The following is an 18,329-nucleotide window of genomic DNA, read 5'->3' on the forward strand; positions in this document are numbered from 1 at the left end:
GCTAGATATCTAGCCTAATAACATTCTATCATTAACAAATTCTTCACCTGTGGCTTCTTCAAATTTCTTTAATAAATCAGCAACAGTTAATTTCTTCTTTTCTTCACCTTTGACATCATAGATGATATGACCATCATACATCATAATTAAACGATTTCCAATATCAATCGCATCTTTCATATTATGTGTGACCATCATCGCTGTTAGATTTTGTTTTGCAACAATTTCATTGGTTAAGTTTAAAACTTTAGCACTGGTTGCGGGATCTAAAGCAGCTGTATGTTCATCTAATAACAGTAATTTTGGTTTTTGTAAGGTTGCCATTAAAAGAGTTAAAGCTTGTCTTTGACCACCAGAAAGAAGTCCGACTTTACTTGTTAAACGATCTTCTAAGTTTAATCCTAAAGTTTTGACTAACTCATAATATTCTTTCTTTTCTTCTTTGCTGACACCCCAAGCTAAGCCACGATGTTTTCCACGTCTTTTTGCAAGGGCAAGATTTTCTAAGATTTGCATATTGGCAGCAGTACCTAACATTGGATCTTGGAATAGTCGACCTATTTTTTTAGCTCTTTGATATTCTGGCTGTAAAGAGATATCTTCACCATCTAAAGTTATAATTCCACAATCAAGAGGATAAATCCCAGAAATCATATTCAATAAAGTTGATTTTCCAGCTCCATTTCCACCAATGATAGTCACAAAATCTCCTTCTGCTAATTCTAAATCAATTTCATGGAGAACTTTCTTTTCATTGACAGTTCCTAAATTAAAAGTTTTACTCACTTTTTCTAATTTAAGCATCTTTAGAAATCTCCTTTCCCGTTAATTTTTTATACATCGCCACTTGTCTTTGTTTACTCATCATCATTGGAATAGTTAAAGCAATACCAACCAAAATAGCAGTTAAAACTTTTAAATCATCAGTATTTAGTCCCATCTGTAAAACCACAGCTACTATAATACGATAAATAATAGAACCAACTATAATAGAAGCAAGTCGTAAAGCAAAACCACCTTTTTTACCAGAAAAAATAACTTCTCCAATAACAATAGAGGCGAGGGCAATAACGATTGCTCCAGTTCCAATACGTACATCAGTTGCTTGACCATATAAAGCATAAAGTCCACCAGATAAACCAACAAGTCCATTACTAATCATTAAACCTAACAATTTCATTGTGTCAGTATTGATACCTAAAGATCTTGCCATTTGTTCATTATTTCCAGTTGCGCGAATAGATGATCCCATTTCTGTTCCAAAGAACCAATAAAGCAAAGCAATAAAAACAATAACAAATAATAAAGAAATAATAAGGGCAATATAATATTTATTAATATCTAAAGCCATTGATAAATCAGTAAATAAAGTATTAGCTGTCGTTAAAGGTAAATTGGCACGACCACCCATAATTCTTAAGTTAATTGAATATAAACCAATTTGAGTCAAGATTCCAGCTAAGATAGCTGGGATTTTGCATTTTGTATGCAATAATCCAGTAATCGCTCCAGCAACAAAACCAGAAAGAATAGCAGCAATAATAGCCAGCAAAGGATGAATGCCATTTAAAACACAAACTGCACAAACTGCTCCACCAGTTGCAAAGCTACCATCAACTGTTAAATCTGCAATATCTAATAAACGAAATGTAATATAGACCCCTAATGCTAGAAAGCCCCAAATTAAACCTAAATCAATAGCTCCTAGATACGTATAAAATAAACCCATTTTTCATTCTCCTATTCTATGAAAGTTGCTTTTGGGTGATCTTCTTTATTGATTGTAATACCACATTTTTTAGCAACTTTTAAATTAATAACCATTGTACAATCTTCTGCTTTTAATTGAACGATAGGTGAGTCAGCTGCAGTCTTTTCTCCTTTTAAAATAGCAACAGCCTGATCCCCAGCTAATTTCCCTAAATTTGTATAATTAATACCATATGTTGCAAATCCACCAGCTTTACACATTCCTTCTTCACCAACAATACAAGGAATTTTAGCTTGTGATGTAATAGCTTCCACACTACTCATATAAGTTGCTAGTAAGTTATCTGTAGGAATATAAACAACATCAACCCCATCATTTACCACTTGTGAAGTGACTGCTTGAATATCATTAGAATCAGAAACTTTATAAACTTTTGCTTCAAGTCCTTTATCTTTTGCAGCCTTTTGAGCAAGATTACCTTGGAAAATAGAATTATCTTCACTACCATTATACATAATTGCGACTTTTTTAGCCTTTGGTAATAATTGTTTCATTAAATCAAATTGTTCTTGAATTGGAGTTAAGTCACTTGCTCCTGTCACATTTCCACCAGGCTTTTCATTACTTTTCACTAAACCAGCACTTGCATAATCCGTAATGGCACATCCAATAATAGGAATATCTTTACTAGCTGCATAAGCTGCTTGTGCAGCAGGTGTTGCAATTGCATAGATTAAATCATTGCCATCATTGACTAATTTATCAGCAACTGTTGCACAGTTTGCCTGATCCCCAGCAACTTGATAATCAATATTATCTTCTTTCACTCCAGCTTTAAGCAAAGCATCTTTAAAACCTTTATAAGAAGCATCTAATGCTTCGTGTTGCATTAATTGAATAACCCCAACCTTAGCTTTTGATAAATCCTTTGCTGTTTTTTCACTTGAAGAATTCCCCGTTCCACATCCTGTTAACATTAAACCTAATGCTAATAAACCAATTGTTAATTTTTTCATATTTTTTTCCTCCCCATTCATCATAAAAACAAAAAAACTCGCTCATAAGAGGGCGAGTTGACGCGGTACCACCTCAGTTTATTATAACTTCACAGTTATAACCTTCATAAGTTAGAAACTTTCATAAATAACGTTATGACCCCGGTTATCCCTTATCAAGATAACAACTCCGTGGTGTATTCAAAATTCCCCAGCGTATGATTTGCACCAACCATCATATCTCTTATGTCGCAAGAATTTTTACTCTGTCACATCTTAGCTTTTGTTTTTATTGAAGTATATGCCTTAATCATAAAGGAATGCATTTTGTTTGTCAATAAAAAGATACAGAATAATTTTATTTTTTATATACAAATATCTAAATAAAACAAAAATAAATACAATAATTTAACAAATTCATAAAAATTAAGATAGCATAATATCCAATAACATCATGACTAAAAATCCAGCCATACAAGAAATGGCTCCAATATCAATTTGATTTTTACATGATGCTTCAGGAATCATATCTTCAACACATACAAATAACATCGCTCCAGCTGCAAAACTTAATGCAAAAGGAAGAATATTATTAATCGCGGTGGCAAAGATATAACCAATAATCGCAGATGGAATTTCAATAATGCCAGAAAATTGACCATACATCATAGCTACAAATTTACTCTTACCATATTGATGCATCGGTAAAGAAATAGCCGTTCCTTCGGGAAAGTTTTGAATACCTATTCCAATTGATAAGATAAGAGCAGGAATGATATTGTGTTGGGCACAAGCAAAAGCAACTCCCACAGCAAGACCTTCAGGGATATTGTGTAATGTCATTGCTAACATCAACAATTGATTTTGTGATAACTTCGATTGAACTCCTTCAATTTCATGAGACATCATATGCTCATGCGGCAAGAAATGATCACAGAGGGTTAAAAATAAAACCCCACAGAAAAAACCAAAAGGAATAATCAATAAATACCATTTACTTAAACCATCTAATAAATCCATTGCTGGTAGAATCAAAGAAAAGAATGAGGCAGCAATCATAATTCCTGCACTACTTCCTAAAGCAATTGATATAAGATGCTGATTTTCTTTATTGGTAAAATAGACTAAAGCTGCTCCTAAAAAAGTTGAAAGCCAGTTAAAGATAATTGCTCCAACAAATATTAAAATAGGCATCTTTTCAAGTAAAGATAACATATTTTCACCTCTTTATAAGCTATGCTTAAATCAATGAGAAGTGATAAAAAAAGCTGTGAAATCACAGCTTAATAGTTAATATCTTCATATAAAGTTTTTAATAAAATAGCTTTTGTTGTAGGACGTTGTTTTTTAGCATCAAAAGTTTTCATAACGCTATATTCTACAACATCTCTTTTTTCTACAACTTCATCATAGATATAATCAGCTTGTCTAAAGAATAGATTATCATCATCATCTTGATAAATACTTCCAAATTCTTTATCCTTGTTGTAATAAACAACTTTACCTTCATATCTTTCAATATAAGCATCTAAATTTTCCATTAATTGATTATAGAAACGATCATATAATGTACTACTATTCATATCCTTATATTCATCACTAATACTAGCTCCAGTTAAATCTTTACCCGTTTCTTCTTTAACCTTATAAACAAATGCATCAGCCATAGCAGCAACTTCACTGTTTTTACCTGCATGAGTCATTTCTAAGATTTTTTCATATAATGACAAATGTTGAACATTATATCCAGAAGTAAAGAACTTATAAACAAGATTTGTATAAGCTTCTTTTTCTTTACCAGTATTCATATAAAGATCATATAAAACTTCAAATGAATCAACATTAGGAATTCTATTTCCTAAAGATAAAAATTCATTTTCAGCTTCTTCATATCTCTTTAATTGAACTAAAGAAGAAGCACGATAATATTTAACCCAGTTTAAATTGTTATAATGCCATTTAATAGGTTGAGCAAAAGCATTGTTTGCATATTCAACACATTTTGCATAATCACCTAATTCATATGAACATCTTACTTTTAAACGATACCATTTTTCTTTTTTAGATTCATATTCTTTACCTGCATTATTGATAAATGGATCAACACTTAAAGTTTGAACATCTAATTTATCTAATAAATCAGAAATTTTTTTGTAATCAACAGGTTTTTTATTCATAATATATTTCATTGCTTTGTTGATTGTTGCTTCTAAAGGAGAATATTTCTCTTGTTTACATAAAGCCGCAATTTCATCAACGATAGAAAAGAATAAATCTTCTTTTTCACTGATTTGGTTTTCATCAATATTAATGAATTTATTATAAAGGGCATAACCATAATGATTAATAAAACCAGTTAATCCTTCACCAACTTGTAAGAAAGTTCTTCCAACTTCAATTGCCTCATCGTTGCGTCCTTGATTTTTTAATTCTCTTACATAATCCATAGCTTGAAAATCATTAAACGAGCTAGGATCTTCTTCAAAACGTTTATCATAATTTGTTAAATCTTTTGGTTCACGTTTTTCCACGATTCATCACCTCGACTATTATTATATCAATTCTAAGACTCCTTGTGAAGAAAAAATAAAAGTTTTGAAAACGCTATCCCGATTTCTTTGATTTATTTTCACTTTTATAACGATAATGCATACAAAGCATGATATCGACGAATTAAATATTCAACCCCAAAAATCATCGCATAAGGGCCACATTCCAAACTGTTTTCTTGAGAAAAGGTAATAACTTTATCAAATAAGGGAATTGCTGGAATAGATTTGTTTTGAGTTAATAAAACAAGTTTTGTGTGTTTTTGTTCAAGCATTTGAATTAATTGTTGATTTTGAGCAATAAAATTCCCATAAACACTTATCACAATAACAAGATCTTGGCTGGTTATTGTTTCAATTGTTTTTTCTTGAATTTCATAAGTATCTGGGCAAATACAAAGTTTACCTAAATGTAAGAAGTTATCTTGCATTGTTAAAGCTAAATTTTTTCCAAAAGAATAACCATAAAGATAAATTTTTTTATGCTGATGAATATCTTCAAGAAGTTGATCAATAGCTTGAATATCTATATATTTTGCACTTTGACAAATGACTTTAGAAATTTGTTGACTATAGTTTTCAAGATATTTTTGGGGATTTTCTTTTAATAAATATTGTTCAGTTTTATACATATGAAAGAGAATTTGGGTAGATTGCTGAGTCATCATTTGAAATTCATTTTTCATAGAACTATAATTTTTAAACCCAAAAGTTTGTAAAAAACGCGTCATTGTCGAAGGGGAAACATAACATAGTTCAGCAAGTTTTTCGATTTTTAAAGTATCTATTTTATAAAGATTTTCAAAGAGTGTCACAATAATCCTATGATATGTATCATTTAATGTTGTTTTGTTAAGATAATTTAATAATTTTTCTGTATCCATTTTTATCACCTACTGTGATTCATTATAACTGATTTTCTAGCTTTTTAAATCTTTTTTCATGATTATGAAAAAAACAGATAAAAATGAAAAAGCTGTTATAAACATAAAAAGAACATCTCATATGTTTTGTTATAATTGAAGTAGAATAAGGAGGAGAAAAGATAATGAGTATACCACATATTGAAGATTATTATCATACAAAAGTATTAATGGTTGATGACCAACCATTTCTGGCTTATGCTGGAGAAATTCATAATTCTAATTGTTCTCAGGTTGATTATTTTCGTGAGCATGTTTTACCTAAGATTAATCATTTAGGGTTAAATACAGTTATTTTACCAGTTTATTGGGAACAAATTGAAAAGGAAGAAGGACAATTTGATTTTCATGTTTTTGATGAAGTCATTGATTTATTACGTAAAGAAAATTTAAAAGCTGTTGTTTTATGGTTTGGATTATGGAAAAATGCAAAATCTTCTTATATTCCTGCTTGGATGAAAGAAAATCGAAAGACATATCCTTTTATAAAAAAAGAAGATCAAACACCAATTTATACAATTACCCCTTTATGTCAAGAGGCTATAGAAAAAGATGGTTATGCTTTTTTTAAATTAATGGAACATATAAAAGAAAAAGATCAAGGGCATCAAACTGTAATCATGGTTCAAGTTGAAAATGAAATTGGTTGTTTATCAACAAATAGAGATTATAGTGAAGAAGCGAATGCTATGTTTGCTCAAGAAATACCTTCTGATATGCAAACATTGATGTCAAAAAAAGGAACGTGGGAAGAATGTTTTCAAGCAGATAGTCATGAAATGTTTATGGCTTATCATTTTGCAAAAGCTATTGAATATATTGCACAATGTGGTAAAAGGATATATCCTTTACCATTGATTGTTAATGTTTGGTTGAAAAAACCACATGAAAAAGCAGGACAATATCCGAGTGGTGGACCTATTCAAGATAAAATTGATTTATATCATTATTTGGCTCCATCGATTGATCTTGTTTGTCCAGATATCTATGTGACAAACTTCCGTGAAATCTGTGATGTTTATGCGAGTCAAGGAGCGTTATTCATTCCTGAGACACGTCAAGATATTCATTATATAAGTCATGCTATATATGCTTATACACAATATCCATGTCTAGGTTATTCACCATTTGGAATAGAAGATTTTGCAAATGAAGATAGTCAGGAAACAAATAATCATCATATTATGAAACTATTAGGAATTGTTAAAGAAGCATTTCATCCAGAAGGAACACAATATTATTTAAAAAAGATCTATCAACAACTTTCTTCTTTTGAAAAGATTTTGTTAAAGAAAAGAGGAACAGATGATTTATGGTCATTTTTAAATGATAATGAAGAAAAATGCATTGAAAGAACAATGAATGATTTAAAAATAAATGTTCAATTCCTTGATAATCAAGATTGTTTACCAATAGGAGTAGGTTGTATCCTCAAAGAAGATAAGTATTTGTATATTTATGGAATGCGATTTTTTGCAAGTTTATTTTCATTGAAAACAAATGAATATATTGGCATTTTGGAATTAGAAGAAGGACATTTCGAAAACGGACAGTGGATTGTTGAGAGAGTACTTAATGGAGATGAACAATATTTTATTGCCGTTGGTAATAATCCTCGATTTTTAAGAGTCCATTATCATCAGTATAGTGAGTAATAAAAACGAGTGGATATTAAATATCTGCTCGTTTATTCATTTTTATACTGTTCAAATTGAAAATTTGAACAAATAGACTTTAGTCAGTTGAACACATGAAATGTGTGAAACAAAAAACCACCTGCTATGCGGGTGGAGAAATAAAAAGTTATACAGTAGTATCACCTTTCCGGTATAATGAAGTTGTTCAAGCTATCATTAAAAGAAAGGAAAGGTGATTTGACTATGGCTAAAAAAGCGAATTCTTTAGCACACACAAAATGGATGTGTAAATACCATATTGTGTTCACACCTAAGTATAGACGAAAAGCGATATATAATCAATATCGAGAAGACTTGGGAGAAATATTGAGAAGATTATGCAGATATAGAGGAGTAGAAATAATAGAGGAACACTTGATGATAGATCATGTTCATATGCTGGTGATGATACCACCAAAAGAAAGCATATCATCATTTATGGGATATCTCAAAGGGAAGTCAGCAATGATGATGTTTGATAGGCATGCCAATTTAAAATATCAATATGGGAATAGACATTTTTGGGCAGAAGGATATTATGTAAGTACAGTAGGACTAAATGATCAAACAGTCGCAAAATATATAAGGGAGCAAGAAGCATATGATATAGCGATGGATAAACTGAGTGTGAAAGAATACAAGGATCCATTTGAAGAAAAGGAAATCAAGAAAGAGAAGAAGAAAAAAGGGAAGAAAGAAAAATAGCAAAAAAATCCCTTTGAGGGATAGCGAGAGTCAAGAGCGGTAGCTTGAACGAAGTGAAAGCAGCGCCTTGAGACGCGAGCAAGTAACAAAGGCTTATAGCCGCAGAGAAAAGCACGCCTTTTAGACGTGGTTTTTATTTTGGTTACGATAATCTTGAGGGGTATAGCCTGTGTATTCTTGAAATCTTTTATAAAAAGATGTTAAATTATGGATTCCGACTTCACTAGCAATTTCATAAATAGGTAATTGTTTGTTTTGTAAAAGGATAATGGCTTTTTTCATCCGTTCTTCATTGACCAGTTGTTTAAATGTTTTCCCCGAGAATTGTTTAATTAACTTGCTGGTATAAGAAGGGTCATAACCAAAATGCATACACATATTTTTAAGATTGCCATCTTGATAATGATGATGGATATATTCTAAAATATCATCCATGAGTTTTTGATTCTTAAATAAACTTACCGAAAGATTTGTATTGTATTGACCTTTTCTTGCAAGATGAGTGATTAAGATCATAATATAGTTATCAATAATTTCATCTGAAGATGTCATAGGATCAAAATATTCGCAAAGAATATTTTGAATACAATTATGAATGAGTTGATCTTGTTTGGTATAAAACAATAAATAATGATTATGGGTATTTTGATGATTCATCAGTTCAATCATAAATTGAGTAATCAATTGATCATGTGGTAAATGATTAATAAAACGATGGGCAAAATAATTGTCATTTAAAATAATATTAATTCCTAAATCATTTTCACCTGTGGCTGCTACACTATGAGGAACATGCTTATCTAAAATAATAATATCACCTTGATGAAGGGTAATAGTTTCATCCTCAACCCGCATAATAAGAGTTCCCGAATACACGTAAGTCATGACAATATAGTGAAAAATATGCATTGGTACACAACCACTTTTTCGTTGGTGTAAATTAATAATATGATTGTGATTTTGAAATTCTCTTTCATGATGGAAAATAAACATGATATCATTTTGATAAGGCACAACAGTAAATTTTTGTTTAAAATGATCTAAGAGTTCTTCATCACTTGTATTGCTATAACTGATAGGACTTTGTAAGACATTTTCTAATTCTTGATAGTTCATAATCATCACCTTTATTTCATTTTATCATGATAAGTCGAATTTTGATAGTCTTAAAATCTTATAATGACATTGTGAAAGTAAAAAATAACTCTTATAATAGGGGTGTAATTTGTGATGAGGCCAAATCAATTACATTATATTGTGTAAAAAGTAAAAATATCGAAAGGGGAAACACTTTTTATGGAAAAGAAAAATTCGTTTTTTGATACTCTCCAAGAAGTACTTGGAAAAGTTTCAGTAAAATTAAGTGGAAATATTTATATTAATGCAATTAAAGATGGAATGTTGGCATATATGCCATTCGCCTTTATTGCCTCTATTTTCTTAATTATCGCTTTCTTCCCAGTTCCAGCTTTTACCGATTTTGTGAGCAATATCACAGGATTAGAAGCAGGAATATGGCAAGGTAAATTAGCTTTAGTTAATGATGCCAGTTTAGGTATTGGTGGTTTACTTGTTTTACTTGCAATCTCTAGATCATTAGCTGATAAATTAAATATTAATGGGATGCAAGTGACTTTAACTTCGGTTGTTGCTTTTGTGTTGTTGGTGCCATTTGGTTCTGATAAGAGTGGAAGTTTTATTGCTACAACATATTTAGGTGCTCAAACGATTTTCTTATCAATTATTATTTCTATTGTAACTGCGAAAGTTTATCAATTTATTGATAGAAAAGGAATTAAAATCAAGATGCCAGCTGCGGTACCTCCTGCTGTCTCAGCACCATTTGAATCAATTATTCCTTCATTAGTGGTTATTACATTATTTTGGATTTTAAGATTAGTGATTGATGCATTCAATGGTGGTAGTGCTTTAGCTATTTTCAATACTGTATTAGGAATGCCTTTACAAGCTGTTGGTGGATCACTTCCTGGTATTATCATTGTGAAGATCTTCTCACAATTATTATGGTTCTTTGGGATTCATGGTGATTCTATTGTCAATGGTGTTATGACACCAATCTTCCAAGTTTTACAAGATGCAAATAAAACAATTTCGATGGCTGGGGGAACTCCGACAAATATTATTTGTCAAAGTTTCTGGGATAGCTTTGGAGGAATCGGAATTGTTGGTTCTATTATTGCGATTATTCTTATTGCCAAGAGTAAACGTTATAAAGAAATGAAGAAAATTGCTGGGGTTCCATATATCTTCAACGTTGGTGAACCTACATTATTTGGTATTCCATTAATGATGAATGTTGTTTATTTCATTCCATTTATCTTAAGTAATGTTGTCTCTATTTTAATTGCCTATGCTGCCTTTGCTTTAAAACTTGTTCCTGTATGTACTGGTATAGCCCAAGTCCCTTGGACAACACCTTTAATTGTTAGTGGATATTTAACAACTGGAAGTGTTGCTGGTTCAATTTTACAAATCGTTTGTTTAGTAGCTGTTGTGTTATTATGGCTTCCATTTGTTAAAGTAGCTGATAATCAAATCTTACAAGAAGAAAAACAATTAGAAAGTCAAATGAAAGAAGAAACTCATAAAGAAGCATAATGCTTCTTTATGGAGTTTAGAAAAAGAGATGATATTTATGAATAAAAATTATCAATTTCAGGGTTGTTGGATGAAAGGTAATGATATTGATTATGGAGTAGAAGATAGTGGGTATTATCAAGATCATCGTAATGTTGTCTTGGTTAAAGACTTTTATCTTGATGATATCCAAGAAACATATCTTTATATAGCGACTCTTGGATATTCAATCATCTATATCAATAATCAAAGAATAACACAAGATGAATTGAATCTCGTTTGGACACAATTTCAAAAATGTGTTTATTATGATCAATATGATGTCACTCCTTATTTAATGAAGGGGCAAAATCAAATGAAGATTGAATTAGGAAATGGAATGTATAATCCCTCACCATTACGTTTGTTTGGTAAATACAATTTAAGAGAAAGATTAAGTGAAGTTGGAGAACCAAAAGTTCTTTGTGATCTTGTGTCTTGCAATCAAGTTATTATATCAAGTGATGCTTCTTGGATGCAAGGAGAAGGACATTTCTTATTTAATAATCTTTATTTAGGAGAACGTGTTGATTTACGTCTTGAAATGTCATCATTAAAACTAGTTGAAACAAAAGAAAATACGTATCATTTAGAAGCTAATTTTATTCCGCATGTAAGAAGATTTCAAAATATCCAACCAGCAAGTCTTATAGAAACAAAAGAAGGAATGATTGTTGATTTTGGTGAAATGATTTCAGGTTTTATAAATCTATCTTTTTATGCTCAAAGTGGACAATATGTAAAGCTTCAATATAGTGAAAGATATATTGATAATCAGATGGATTATAAAACATGTTTAGCTGGAAGTGTTGGTGAAGGTATTCATGATTTTGTAATTTCAGGAGGATTAGGAGCACCAAAAAAAGCCATTCAAACAGATGAAATCATATCAAAAGAAGGAATAAATCATTTTAGCAACACATTTACTTATCATTCTTTTAGATATGTCCTCATCCAAGGATTGTCAAAAGCAGATATTCATGATGTTTATGCAACGTATGTGCATACTGATTTAAAACAAATTGGAAATATCCAAACAGATCATTCATTTTATAATGAATTATTTGATGCAGCAATGCGTACAAAACTGAATAATGTTCATGGAACATTTGAAGATTGCGCAAGAGAAAGACTAGGTTATGGTGGCGATATGGTTGCTTTAGCAACTTCTAATCTTTATACGTTTGATTTAGAAGCATTTTATAAAAAGATTATTAAAGATTTTCGCTATGAACAAACAACAAATGGCGGAATACCTGAAACTGCTCCTTATATGGGCATTCAATCCAATGGGACTGGTCAAGGTGAAGGACCATTATTATGGCAATTGGTCTATCCATATTTGACTTATAAGCATTATCAATATTATGGTGATATTTCTTTACTAGAGGAAGAATATCCATATTTAAATAAACAATTGAATTATTTATTGAGTTATGATTTAGATGAAATTGCTGAACACTGTTTAGGAGATCATGGCAGTATTTTGATTGCTGGTGAGTTTAGAAAACCAACACCGGATAAGTTGTTATTAGGTTATTGTACAATGTTATTATTCCTTGAATATAATATTGCACTGAGACATATTCTTCATAAAGATACAACGTTGTATCAACAAAGATATGATGAAATTAAAGAGACGACAATTCAAAAGTTTAAAAATGAAGATGGCTCATTTGGTGAAGGAACACAAACAGGTTATGCTTTTGCGATTCGTTTAGGCTTAGATGATGAAAAGATATTATGTCAAAAGTTTGTTGAAAAGATTCAAGCGGATCAAGGTATTTTCAATAGTGGAATTTTTGGTATGGCTTTAACATATGAAATATTAGCTAAATATGGATATCATGAAATAATTGAAAATTGGTTATTACAAGAAAGTGATATTGGCTTTAAAGCTATGTTATCAAATGGAAATAAAGCTTTAGCTGAATTATTTGTAGGTGAACAGTTATCTTTGAATCATGCTATGTTTGCAAGCTATCAACAATGGTATTATCAAGGTTTAGCTGGTATTTGTATTGAAAATAATGCTGTTGCTTTTGATAAAATTAAATTAAAACCATATTTTTCTAAACAAGTGAATCATGTTGAATGTCATGTACAGACAAAACATGGAATGATTCAATCCAATTGGCAAAGAAAGAACAATGAGATTGAATGGATAATCTCTATACCAGAAAATATCCAATATGAGATATGTTTAGATCAGGAATATCAAAAAGAAATCATTGATCAGCAAATGATTATTCATACATTAGGATAGCTTGGCTATCCTTTTGTTATTAAAAAGGAGAAACTTATGGAAGTTAAAGATCAATATTTAATGAAAAATGGAGAAGTTTTTTTCTATTTAGCAGATACATGTTGGAGTGCTTTTACGAATATTGAATTAGATGAATGGGAAAGCTATTGTCAATTCAGACAAAAACAAGGGTACAATGTGATTCAAATCAATGTTTTAAGACAATGGGATGCCAGTCATATATCAATTCGTAGAGATCCTTTTGAGGTGACATTATTAGATGATGGGCATTATATATATGATTATCAAAATATTCATGAAGATTATTTTGATCGTGCTGAAAAAATGTTAGAGATTATGAGAAAATACCATTTAACACCTGCTTTGGTTTTATTGTGGGCTAATTATGTACCAGATACATGGACGAATCCAATGATTATGAATAATCTTTTTAATAAAGCTTATTTAATAAATTATGTTAAATATGTTGTCAAACGTTTTCAAAAATATGAACCGATTTATTTTGTTAGTGGAGATACTGATTTTCCTACACTTCAAACAATAGAATACTATCAGATTGTTTTAGATACATTAAAAAAATATGACAAAGAGTCTTTGGTTTCTTTCCATATAAAAGGACGATTGGATGAAATTCCAGAACAATTTTTAAAATGTATTGATTTCTTCTCTTATCAATCAGGTCATAATAAAAATTACCAAAACACAGCTTTTACGATTCCTCAAAAATTACGCCAAAAAGGTATAAAAATGCCTATTATCAATACAGAACCATGTTATGAACAAATTAGCTATAGTCATAGTTGCCATGAATTTGGACGTTTTAGTCGCGAAGATATACGAAAAATAGCTTGGCAAAGTATCCTTTCAGGAGCAAATGCGGGAATCACGTATGGAGCTCATGGAATTTGGAGTTGGCATCATAAAGGAGAAAATTTTGGTGTTCATACTGGGGAAGGCTTTGATGTTCCTTTTGATGTGATAACTGCTTTAACATTTCAAGGAGCATATGATTATGCATTTTTAAAACAGCTTGTTTTAAAATATCAAATTTATCTAAGTCACCCGGTTAATATAGAACTCATGCATACACCACTAATAAGAATATCTCAAAAAGACAATGATTATTTTATCTATTTACCTTGCAATACAGAATTAGATGTTTCTTGCTTAAATCTTAATTTATCACAATATACAATCACTGCCATTGATTTAGAAAAACGAACAAGTGAAACTTTAAAACATCACAATCAAGTGATTGAAATGCATTCTGGTCAAAAAGATGCTTTATATATTCTTTCTTTGAAAAAGTAAGACTTGCTATGGAATGAGAAGATAGCGTAGAATAGAAGAAGGAAGGATGTGCATAGTATGACTTTATATGATCTTTATTTGGATAATGATGTAGAAGGATATATTGTCTTTAAAACATTATCAAGAAAAAGGATTATGGAAATCATCAATCATTATTATGATGAAAAGCTCATCATAACATCAGAAAGTTTTCAAAAAAGAGGAGAATGTCTTACTTTATCAATAGATCGTTATTTTTATGACTATTTAGAGCTTTACTTTCAAATTGTCAAGAATAAAAAGGAAACAACTATTCATAATGATTTGTTTCATCTTTCAATGACTTCTCCATTAGAACAAATGGTGCATAACCAAGTCCCAACAATTCTATTTGGAACAACAAAACTTTTTCAATCTTTTATAATGATTTCAAATATAAGACATAATCAGATTGTTTTAGATATCCATTTTCAAAATGGACAGTCATATTATTATGTAGAAAATAAAGTTTATAAATTAAAAGAAAAAAATCAATTTTCTAAATTATATAAGAAATTTAATTTAGATAAAGAAGGATAGAAATGATACCACAATATATATTAGAAAAATTAGTATGTTTTAGTGAAGAAGAAATCAATAATCTTAATGGACAAAATGATATTGATCGAAGTATCTTTATTAATCAAAAATCAAATACAATTGATTATCATCATTTATTAGAAGATAATCAATTGTTTTCAGTCAGAAAACATACACGTTTTTGTCAATATCCAGCGCATAAACATAATTATATTGAATTGATGTATGTTTATGGAGGCAGTATGACACATACAATTGAATCAAAAAATATCACGATTCATCAAGGTGAATTGTTATTGTTGAATCAAAATATTGAACATGCAATTGATTATTGTGATGAAAATGATATTATTTTTAATTTTATTATTCGTCCTGAATTTTTATCATTTTTATCTACGATGTTAGATGATGATAATGATGTCTCACGTTTTATTTTTGATACTTTATATTCTTATGATAATGATGGTGAATATTTGGTTTTTAAAGTTCAAGATAATGATAAAGTGAAAGAATATATTGAATCAATTATTATTCATTTATATGAGCCACGTTTACATAATGATTTAGAATTAAAGTTATTGGTTGGTTTGTTATTAACAGAATTAATGAATCACCCGGAAAGTATAGAATCTTACAGTGGCGATAGTTATGAAAAAGTGTTAGGAAGTATGATTTTAAAGTATATTCATTTAAATTATAAAGAGGGTTCATTGGCTGAATTATCAGCGCTTATTCATCAACCTAACTATAAAATATGTAAACTAATAAAAAAACAGACACATCAGACATTTACTCAATTGTTACAAGAGGAAAAGTTAAAAGTGGCTACACATTTGTTAGTGACTACCAATATGTCAATGAATGATTTGATTATAGAAGTTGGTTATGAAAATATTTCTTATTTTTATCGTATTTTTAAAAAGAAATATCAAATGACACCACAAGATTATCGTAGACAATTTCAAAGTGGTGATATTTTATGATTTTTTGTTATTGTGTGGAAGCAATATTAATATTATGGATTCTCATAAATCTTTATCGTATGAAAACATGTAAAGATTTAGCAAAAATCAATATATTATTAATGATTATATCGCTGTTGGTTTTATCTTATATTTTTGGGGGGTGATCAAAAAGGCATTGTTGATTGGATAGAGAGTCATTATGATTTTTTGGGAATCTATTTGTTTACACAACTCATTTTCTTGATGACGCATTATATTGCTGATAGAAAAGTAAAACCATAGCATTTTGCTATGGTTTAAATATGAACTTTGAGTATTTCAATAAATTGAAACTTTTTATCTTCATATCCAAAATGAAGAATTGAACAATTTGGGAAACCACCATTTTTTCTGATGATGTTGGCATCTTCCCAAGCTGATAAAAAGTTGAGACAAGCTCCTGCATGAGAAACAGCAAGAACCGTATGATGATCTTCTTTTTCCATGATTTCCGTTAAAGTTTTTACCATTCTATCTCTAACTTCATAACTGTATTCTCCACCAAACAAGGGAAAGATATTATCAAATTGAGTAATATCAGCATTTAAATCTTCACTCTCACCTTCAAAGACTGAGAAATATCTTTCTTTTAATCCCTTTAAACGAATATAGGGTTTATCTGTCATTAATTCTAAAGTATCACTTGCTCTTTCAGCCGTTGAACAATAATAATGGTCAAATGAAATATCTTTTAACAATTCTTTTGCTGATTGGGCTTGTTGGATTCCCAATTCTGTCAGTGGAGAATCACACCAGCCTTGAATTTTTCTTCTCACATTAAACAATGTTTGTCCATGTCTCATTAAATACAAATCTTTTTTCATAGTATCCTCCTTGGATACTATTTTAACATTTTTAAGATAAAAATAGACTCATTTTCTTATTTTTAAAATAAAACACTATTCTTTTGTTTATATTCTTTAGGTGAACAATGATAGATTTCTTTGAACTTTTTATAAAAGAAAGTTAAATTTTGATAACCACTTTTTCTAGCAATATTATCAATAGAATCTTGATTGCTTAATATCAATTTAGCAGCATAGTCCATTCGTAATTGGATTATTAATTCTTTATATGATTGATGAATGTATTTTTTAAGAAGGGTTGTCAAATAACAAGGATTTATACCAACATGTTTGGCCGTTGTTTCAAGTGAACAATTTAAAAAATTCTTTTCCATATAACTTAAGGCATTGATAATAATTGTATTAGATTCAGTAATAGATTCATAATTGACACTTGTACTTAAAGAATTAATCATCTCTAAAATAATTAAGACAAACAAACTATTCATAATTTCTCTAGCATTCAGTGAAGGAAAATAATATTCATAAAGAAATTCATAAATAAACATTTGTAGACGTTCATTATTTTCAGTATTAAAAATCATATAATTTGATGAAGCATTTTCTTCATTGATAGTATTAATAAAAAAAGAAGTGATGAGATTTTTATTGTTTAATTGAGACAAAAAGTGATTTATAAGATATTCTTTTTTTATCAGAAAATTAATCATAATATCATCCTCATCTGTCATCCCAATCGCATGGGGTGTTTTTGTATCAATGAAAGTCATTTGTCCTTTGTGAATAAGATGCTTTTTTCCATCAATATATTCTTCACATTGACCAGAGTACATATAATTGATTTCAATATAATCATGGATATGATTAGGAACTTCAGCAAATCTCTCATTTCTTGTTAACATAATTGAATCATTTCTTAGTAATTGAGAAAAGGTGAAATGGTATATCTCTTGATTTTTTTCATCTAAAGAGATTGTAAGATTATTATATTGATGCATTGAACCTTGTAAATGTCTTTCTTCAGAATCAGTATGTTGTCTTAATATGTTATCAAGTCTTTCATAATTCATGATGCTCACCTCGCTTTATCTATTTTATCATACAATCTAAAGTTTGGTTAGTTTTTATTTCAAATAACGATATATTTATTTATTAAATAACATGCTAAAATACAAATAAGGATATGAT

The 18,329-nt window shown here is 29.7% G+C and carries 16 protein-coding genes and 1 other annotated feature; of the genes, 7 read left to right on the top strand and 9 right to left on the bottom strand.

Going from position 1 to position 18,329, the window contains the following annotated elements:
• Window positions 1-9: 9 nt before the first annotated feature.
• The 6 genes from EDD60_RS00400 to EDD60_RS00425 all read right to left on the bottom strand — a co-directional run bounded on the left by EDD60_RS00400 (window position 10) and on the right by EDD60_RS00425 (window position 6,139).
• Window positions 10-804, bottom strand: coding sequence for an ABC transporter ATP-binding protein (locus EDD60_RS00400; protein ID WP_066448491.1), 795 nt, complete (start codon window positions 802-804; stop codon window positions 10-12).
• On the bottom strand, window positions 797-1,729 hold the full coding sequence (locus EDD60_RS00405; protein ID WP_066448488.1) for an ABC transporter permease: 933 nt from the start codon (window positions 1,727-1,729) through the stop codon (window positions 797-799). Before EDD60_RS00405 ends, EDD60_RS00400 begins: the two co-directional genes overlap by 8 nt.
• A gap of 11 nt (window positions 1,730-1,740) precedes the next feature.
• Entirely contained in the window at window positions 1,741-2,727 is a 987-nt protein-coding gene (locus tag EDD60_RS00410; protein WP_066448484.1) for an ABC transporter substrate-binding protein, read from the bottom strand.
• 45 nt (window positions 2,728-2,772) lie between these two features.
• Window positions 2,773-2,993: a binding site (T-box leader), on the bottom strand.
• Between the two features lie 139 nt (window positions 2,994-3,132).
• Complete coding sequence (locus EDD60_RS00415) at window positions 3,133-3,921, bottom strand: ZIP family metal transporter (RefSeq protein WP_066448482.1); 789 nt, start codon at window positions 3,919-3,921, stop codon at window positions 3,133-3,135.
• 68 nt (window positions 3,922-3,989) lie between these two features.
• The gene (locus EDD60_RS00420) at window positions 3,990-5,237 is read right to left on the bottom strand and encodes a hypothetical protein (protein WP_132226105.1); all 1,248 of its coding nucleotides are present in this window, start codon (window positions 5,235-5,237) and stop codon (window positions 3,990-3,992) included.
• Between the two features lie 104 nt (window positions 5,238-5,341).
• Window positions 5,342-6,139: a MurR/RpiR family transcriptional regulator gene (locus tag EDD60_RS00425; protein ID WP_066446030.1), complete on the bottom strand. Its 798-nt coding sequence runs from the start codon at window positions 6,137-6,139 to the stop codon at window positions 5,342-5,344.
• 164 nt (window positions 6,140-6,303) lie between these two features.
• Here EDD60_RS00425 and EDD60_RS00430 point away from each other — a divergent pair, with 164 nt between their 5' ends.
• Together EDD60_RS00430 and tnpA are read left to right on the top strand one after the other, a co-directional pair.
• A complete protein-coding gene (locus EDD60_RS00430; RefSeq protein WP_066446032.1) occupies window positions 6,304-7,833 on the top strand; it encodes a DUF5597 domain-containing protein in 1,530 nt (509 codons plus the stop codon).
• Between the two features lie 225 nt (window positions 7,834-8,058).
• Entirely contained in the window at window positions 8,059-8,559 is a 501-nt protein-coding gene (gene tnpA / locus EDD60_RS00435; RefSeq protein WP_132226188.1) for an IS200/IS605 family transposase, read from the top strand.
• Window positions 8,560-8,679: 120 nt separating this feature from the next.
• On the opposite strand, the gene EDD60_RS00440 is transcribed toward tnpA, so the two are convergent.
• Window positions 8,680-9,675, bottom strand: coding sequence for a helix-turn-helix transcriptional regulator (locus EDD60_RS00440; protein WP_132226106.1), 996 nt, complete (start codon window positions 9,673-9,675; stop codon window positions 8,680-8,682).
• A gap of 180 nt (window positions 9,676-9,855) precedes the next feature.
• Here EDD60_RS00440 and EDD60_RS00445 point away from each other — a divergent pair, with 180 nt between their 5' ends.
• Genes EDD60_RS00445 through EDD60_RS00465 form a run of 5 tightly spaced genes read left to right on the top strand, consistent with a single transcriptional unit; the run spans window position 9,856 to window position 16,314 of the window.
• On the top strand, window positions 9,856-11,178 hold the full coding sequence (locus tag EDD60_RS00445; RefSeq protein ID WP_066447500.1) for a PTS sugar transporter subunit IIC: 1,323 nt from the start codon (window positions 9,856-9,858) through the stop codon (window positions 11,176-11,178).
• A gap of 37 nt (window positions 11,179-11,215) precedes the next feature.
• Window positions 11,216-13,462 (top strand): family 78 glycoside hydrolase catalytic domain, encoded by a 2,247-nt coding sequence (locus tag EDD60_RS00450; protein ID WP_132226107.1) that lies wholly within the window; start codon window positions 11,216-11,218, stop codon window positions 13,460-13,462.
• Window positions 13,463-13,498: 36 nt separating this feature from the next.
• Window positions 13,499-14,773: an apiosidase-like domain-containing protein gene (locus EDD60_RS00455; RefSeq protein WP_066447496.1), complete on the top strand. Its 1,275-nt coding sequence runs from the start codon at window positions 13,499-13,501 to the stop codon at window positions 14,771-14,773.
• A 57-nt stretch (window positions 14,774-14,830) separates the two neighbouring features.
• Entirely contained in the window at window positions 14,831-15,331 is a 501-nt protein-coding gene (locus tag EDD60_RS00460) for a PD-(D/E)XK nuclease family protein (protein WP_066447493.1), read from the top strand.
• Window positions 15,332-15,333: 2 nt separating this feature from the next.
• Window positions 15,334-16,314: an AraC family transcriptional regulator gene (locus EDD60_RS00465; protein ID WP_066447490.1), complete on the top strand. Its 981-nt coding sequence runs from the start codon at window positions 15,334-15,336 to the stop codon at window positions 16,312-16,314.
• 278 nt (window positions 16,315-16,592) lie between these two features.
• Here EDD60_RS00465 and EDD60_RS00470 read toward each other — a convergent pair whose 3' ends face one another.
• Together EDD60_RS00470 and EDD60_RS00475 are read right to left on the bottom strand one after the other, a co-directional pair.
• Complete coding sequence (locus EDD60_RS00470) at window positions 16,593-17,159, bottom strand: histidine phosphatase family protein (RefSeq protein WP_066447488.1); 567 nt, start codon at window positions 17,157-17,159, stop codon at window positions 16,593-16,595.
• A 62-nt stretch (window positions 17,160-17,221) separates the two neighbouring features.
• On the bottom strand, window positions 17,222-18,211 hold the full coding sequence (locus EDD60_RS00475) for an AraC family transcriptional regulator (RefSeq protein ID WP_066447485.1): 990 nt from the start codon (window positions 18,209-18,211) through the stop codon (window positions 17,222-17,224).
• Between the last annotated feature and the right edge of the window lie 118 nt (window positions 18,212-18,329).

Source organism: Longibaculum muris, assembly GCF_004343035.1.
Classification (GTDB): Bacteria; Bacillota_I; Bacilli_A; order Erysipelotrichales; family Coprobacillaceae; genus Longibaculum; species Longibaculum muris.

Bases quoted from the DNA above. Each gene is read 5' to 3' on its own strand.
- EDD60_RS00460 (WP_066447493.1), top strand. From the start codon at position 14,831: ATGACTTTATATGATCTTTATTTGGATAATGATGTAGAAGGATATATT.
- EDD60_RS00465 (WP_066447490.1), top strand. From the start codon at position 15,334: ATGATACCACAATATATATTAGAAAAATTAGTATGTTTTAGTGAAGAA.
- EDD60_RS00405 (WP_066448488.1), bottom strand. From the start codon at position 1,729: ATGGGTTTATTTTATACGTATCTAGGAGCTATTGATTTAGGTTTAATT.
- EDD60_RS00425 (WP_066446030.1), bottom strand. From the start codon at position 6,139: ATGGATACAGAAAAATTATTAAATTATCTTAACAAAACAACATTAAAT.
- EDD60_RS00445 (WP_066447500.1), top strand. From the start codon at position 9,856: ATGGAAAAGAAAAATTCGTTTTTTGATACTCTCCAAGAAGTACTTGGA.
- EDD60_RS00400 (WP_066448491.1), bottom strand. From the start codon at position 804: ATGCTTAAATTAGAAAAAGTGAGTAAAACTTTTAATTTAGGAACTGTC.
- EDD60_RS00455 (WP_066447496.1), top strand. From the start codon at position 13,499: ATGGAAGTTAAAGATCAATATTTAATGAAAAATGGAGAAGTTTTTTTC.
- EDD60_RS00430 (WP_066446032.1), top strand. From the start codon at position 6,304: ATGAGTATACCACATATTGAAGATTATTATCATACAAAAGTATTAATG.
- EDD60_RS00450 (WP_132226107.1), top strand. From the start codon at position 11,216: ATGAATAAAAATTATCAATTTCAGGGTTGTTGGATGAAAGGTAATGAT.
- EDD60_RS00470 (WP_066447488.1), bottom strand. From the start codon at position 17,159: ATGAAAAAAGATTTGTATTTAATGAGACATGGACAAACATTGTTTAAT.
- EDD60_RS00415 (WP_066448482.1), bottom strand. From the start codon at position 3,921: ATGTTATCTTTACTTGAAAAGATGCCTATTTTAATATTTGTTGGAGCA.
- tnpA (WP_132226188.1), top strand. From the start codon at position 8,059: ATGGCTAAAAAAGCGAATTCTTTAGCACACACAAAATGGATGTGTAAA.
- EDD60_RS00475 (WP_066447485.1), bottom strand. From the start codon at position 18,211: ATGAATTATGAAAGACTTGATAACATATTAAGACAACATACTGATTCT.
- EDD60_RS00440 (WP_132226106.1), bottom strand. From the start codon at position 9,675: ATGAACTATCAAGAATTAGAAAATGTCTTACAAAGTCCTATCAGTTAT.
- EDD60_RS00410 (WP_066448484.1), bottom strand. From the start codon at position 2,727: ATGAAAAAATTAACAATTGGTTTATTAGCATTAGGTTTAATGTTAACA.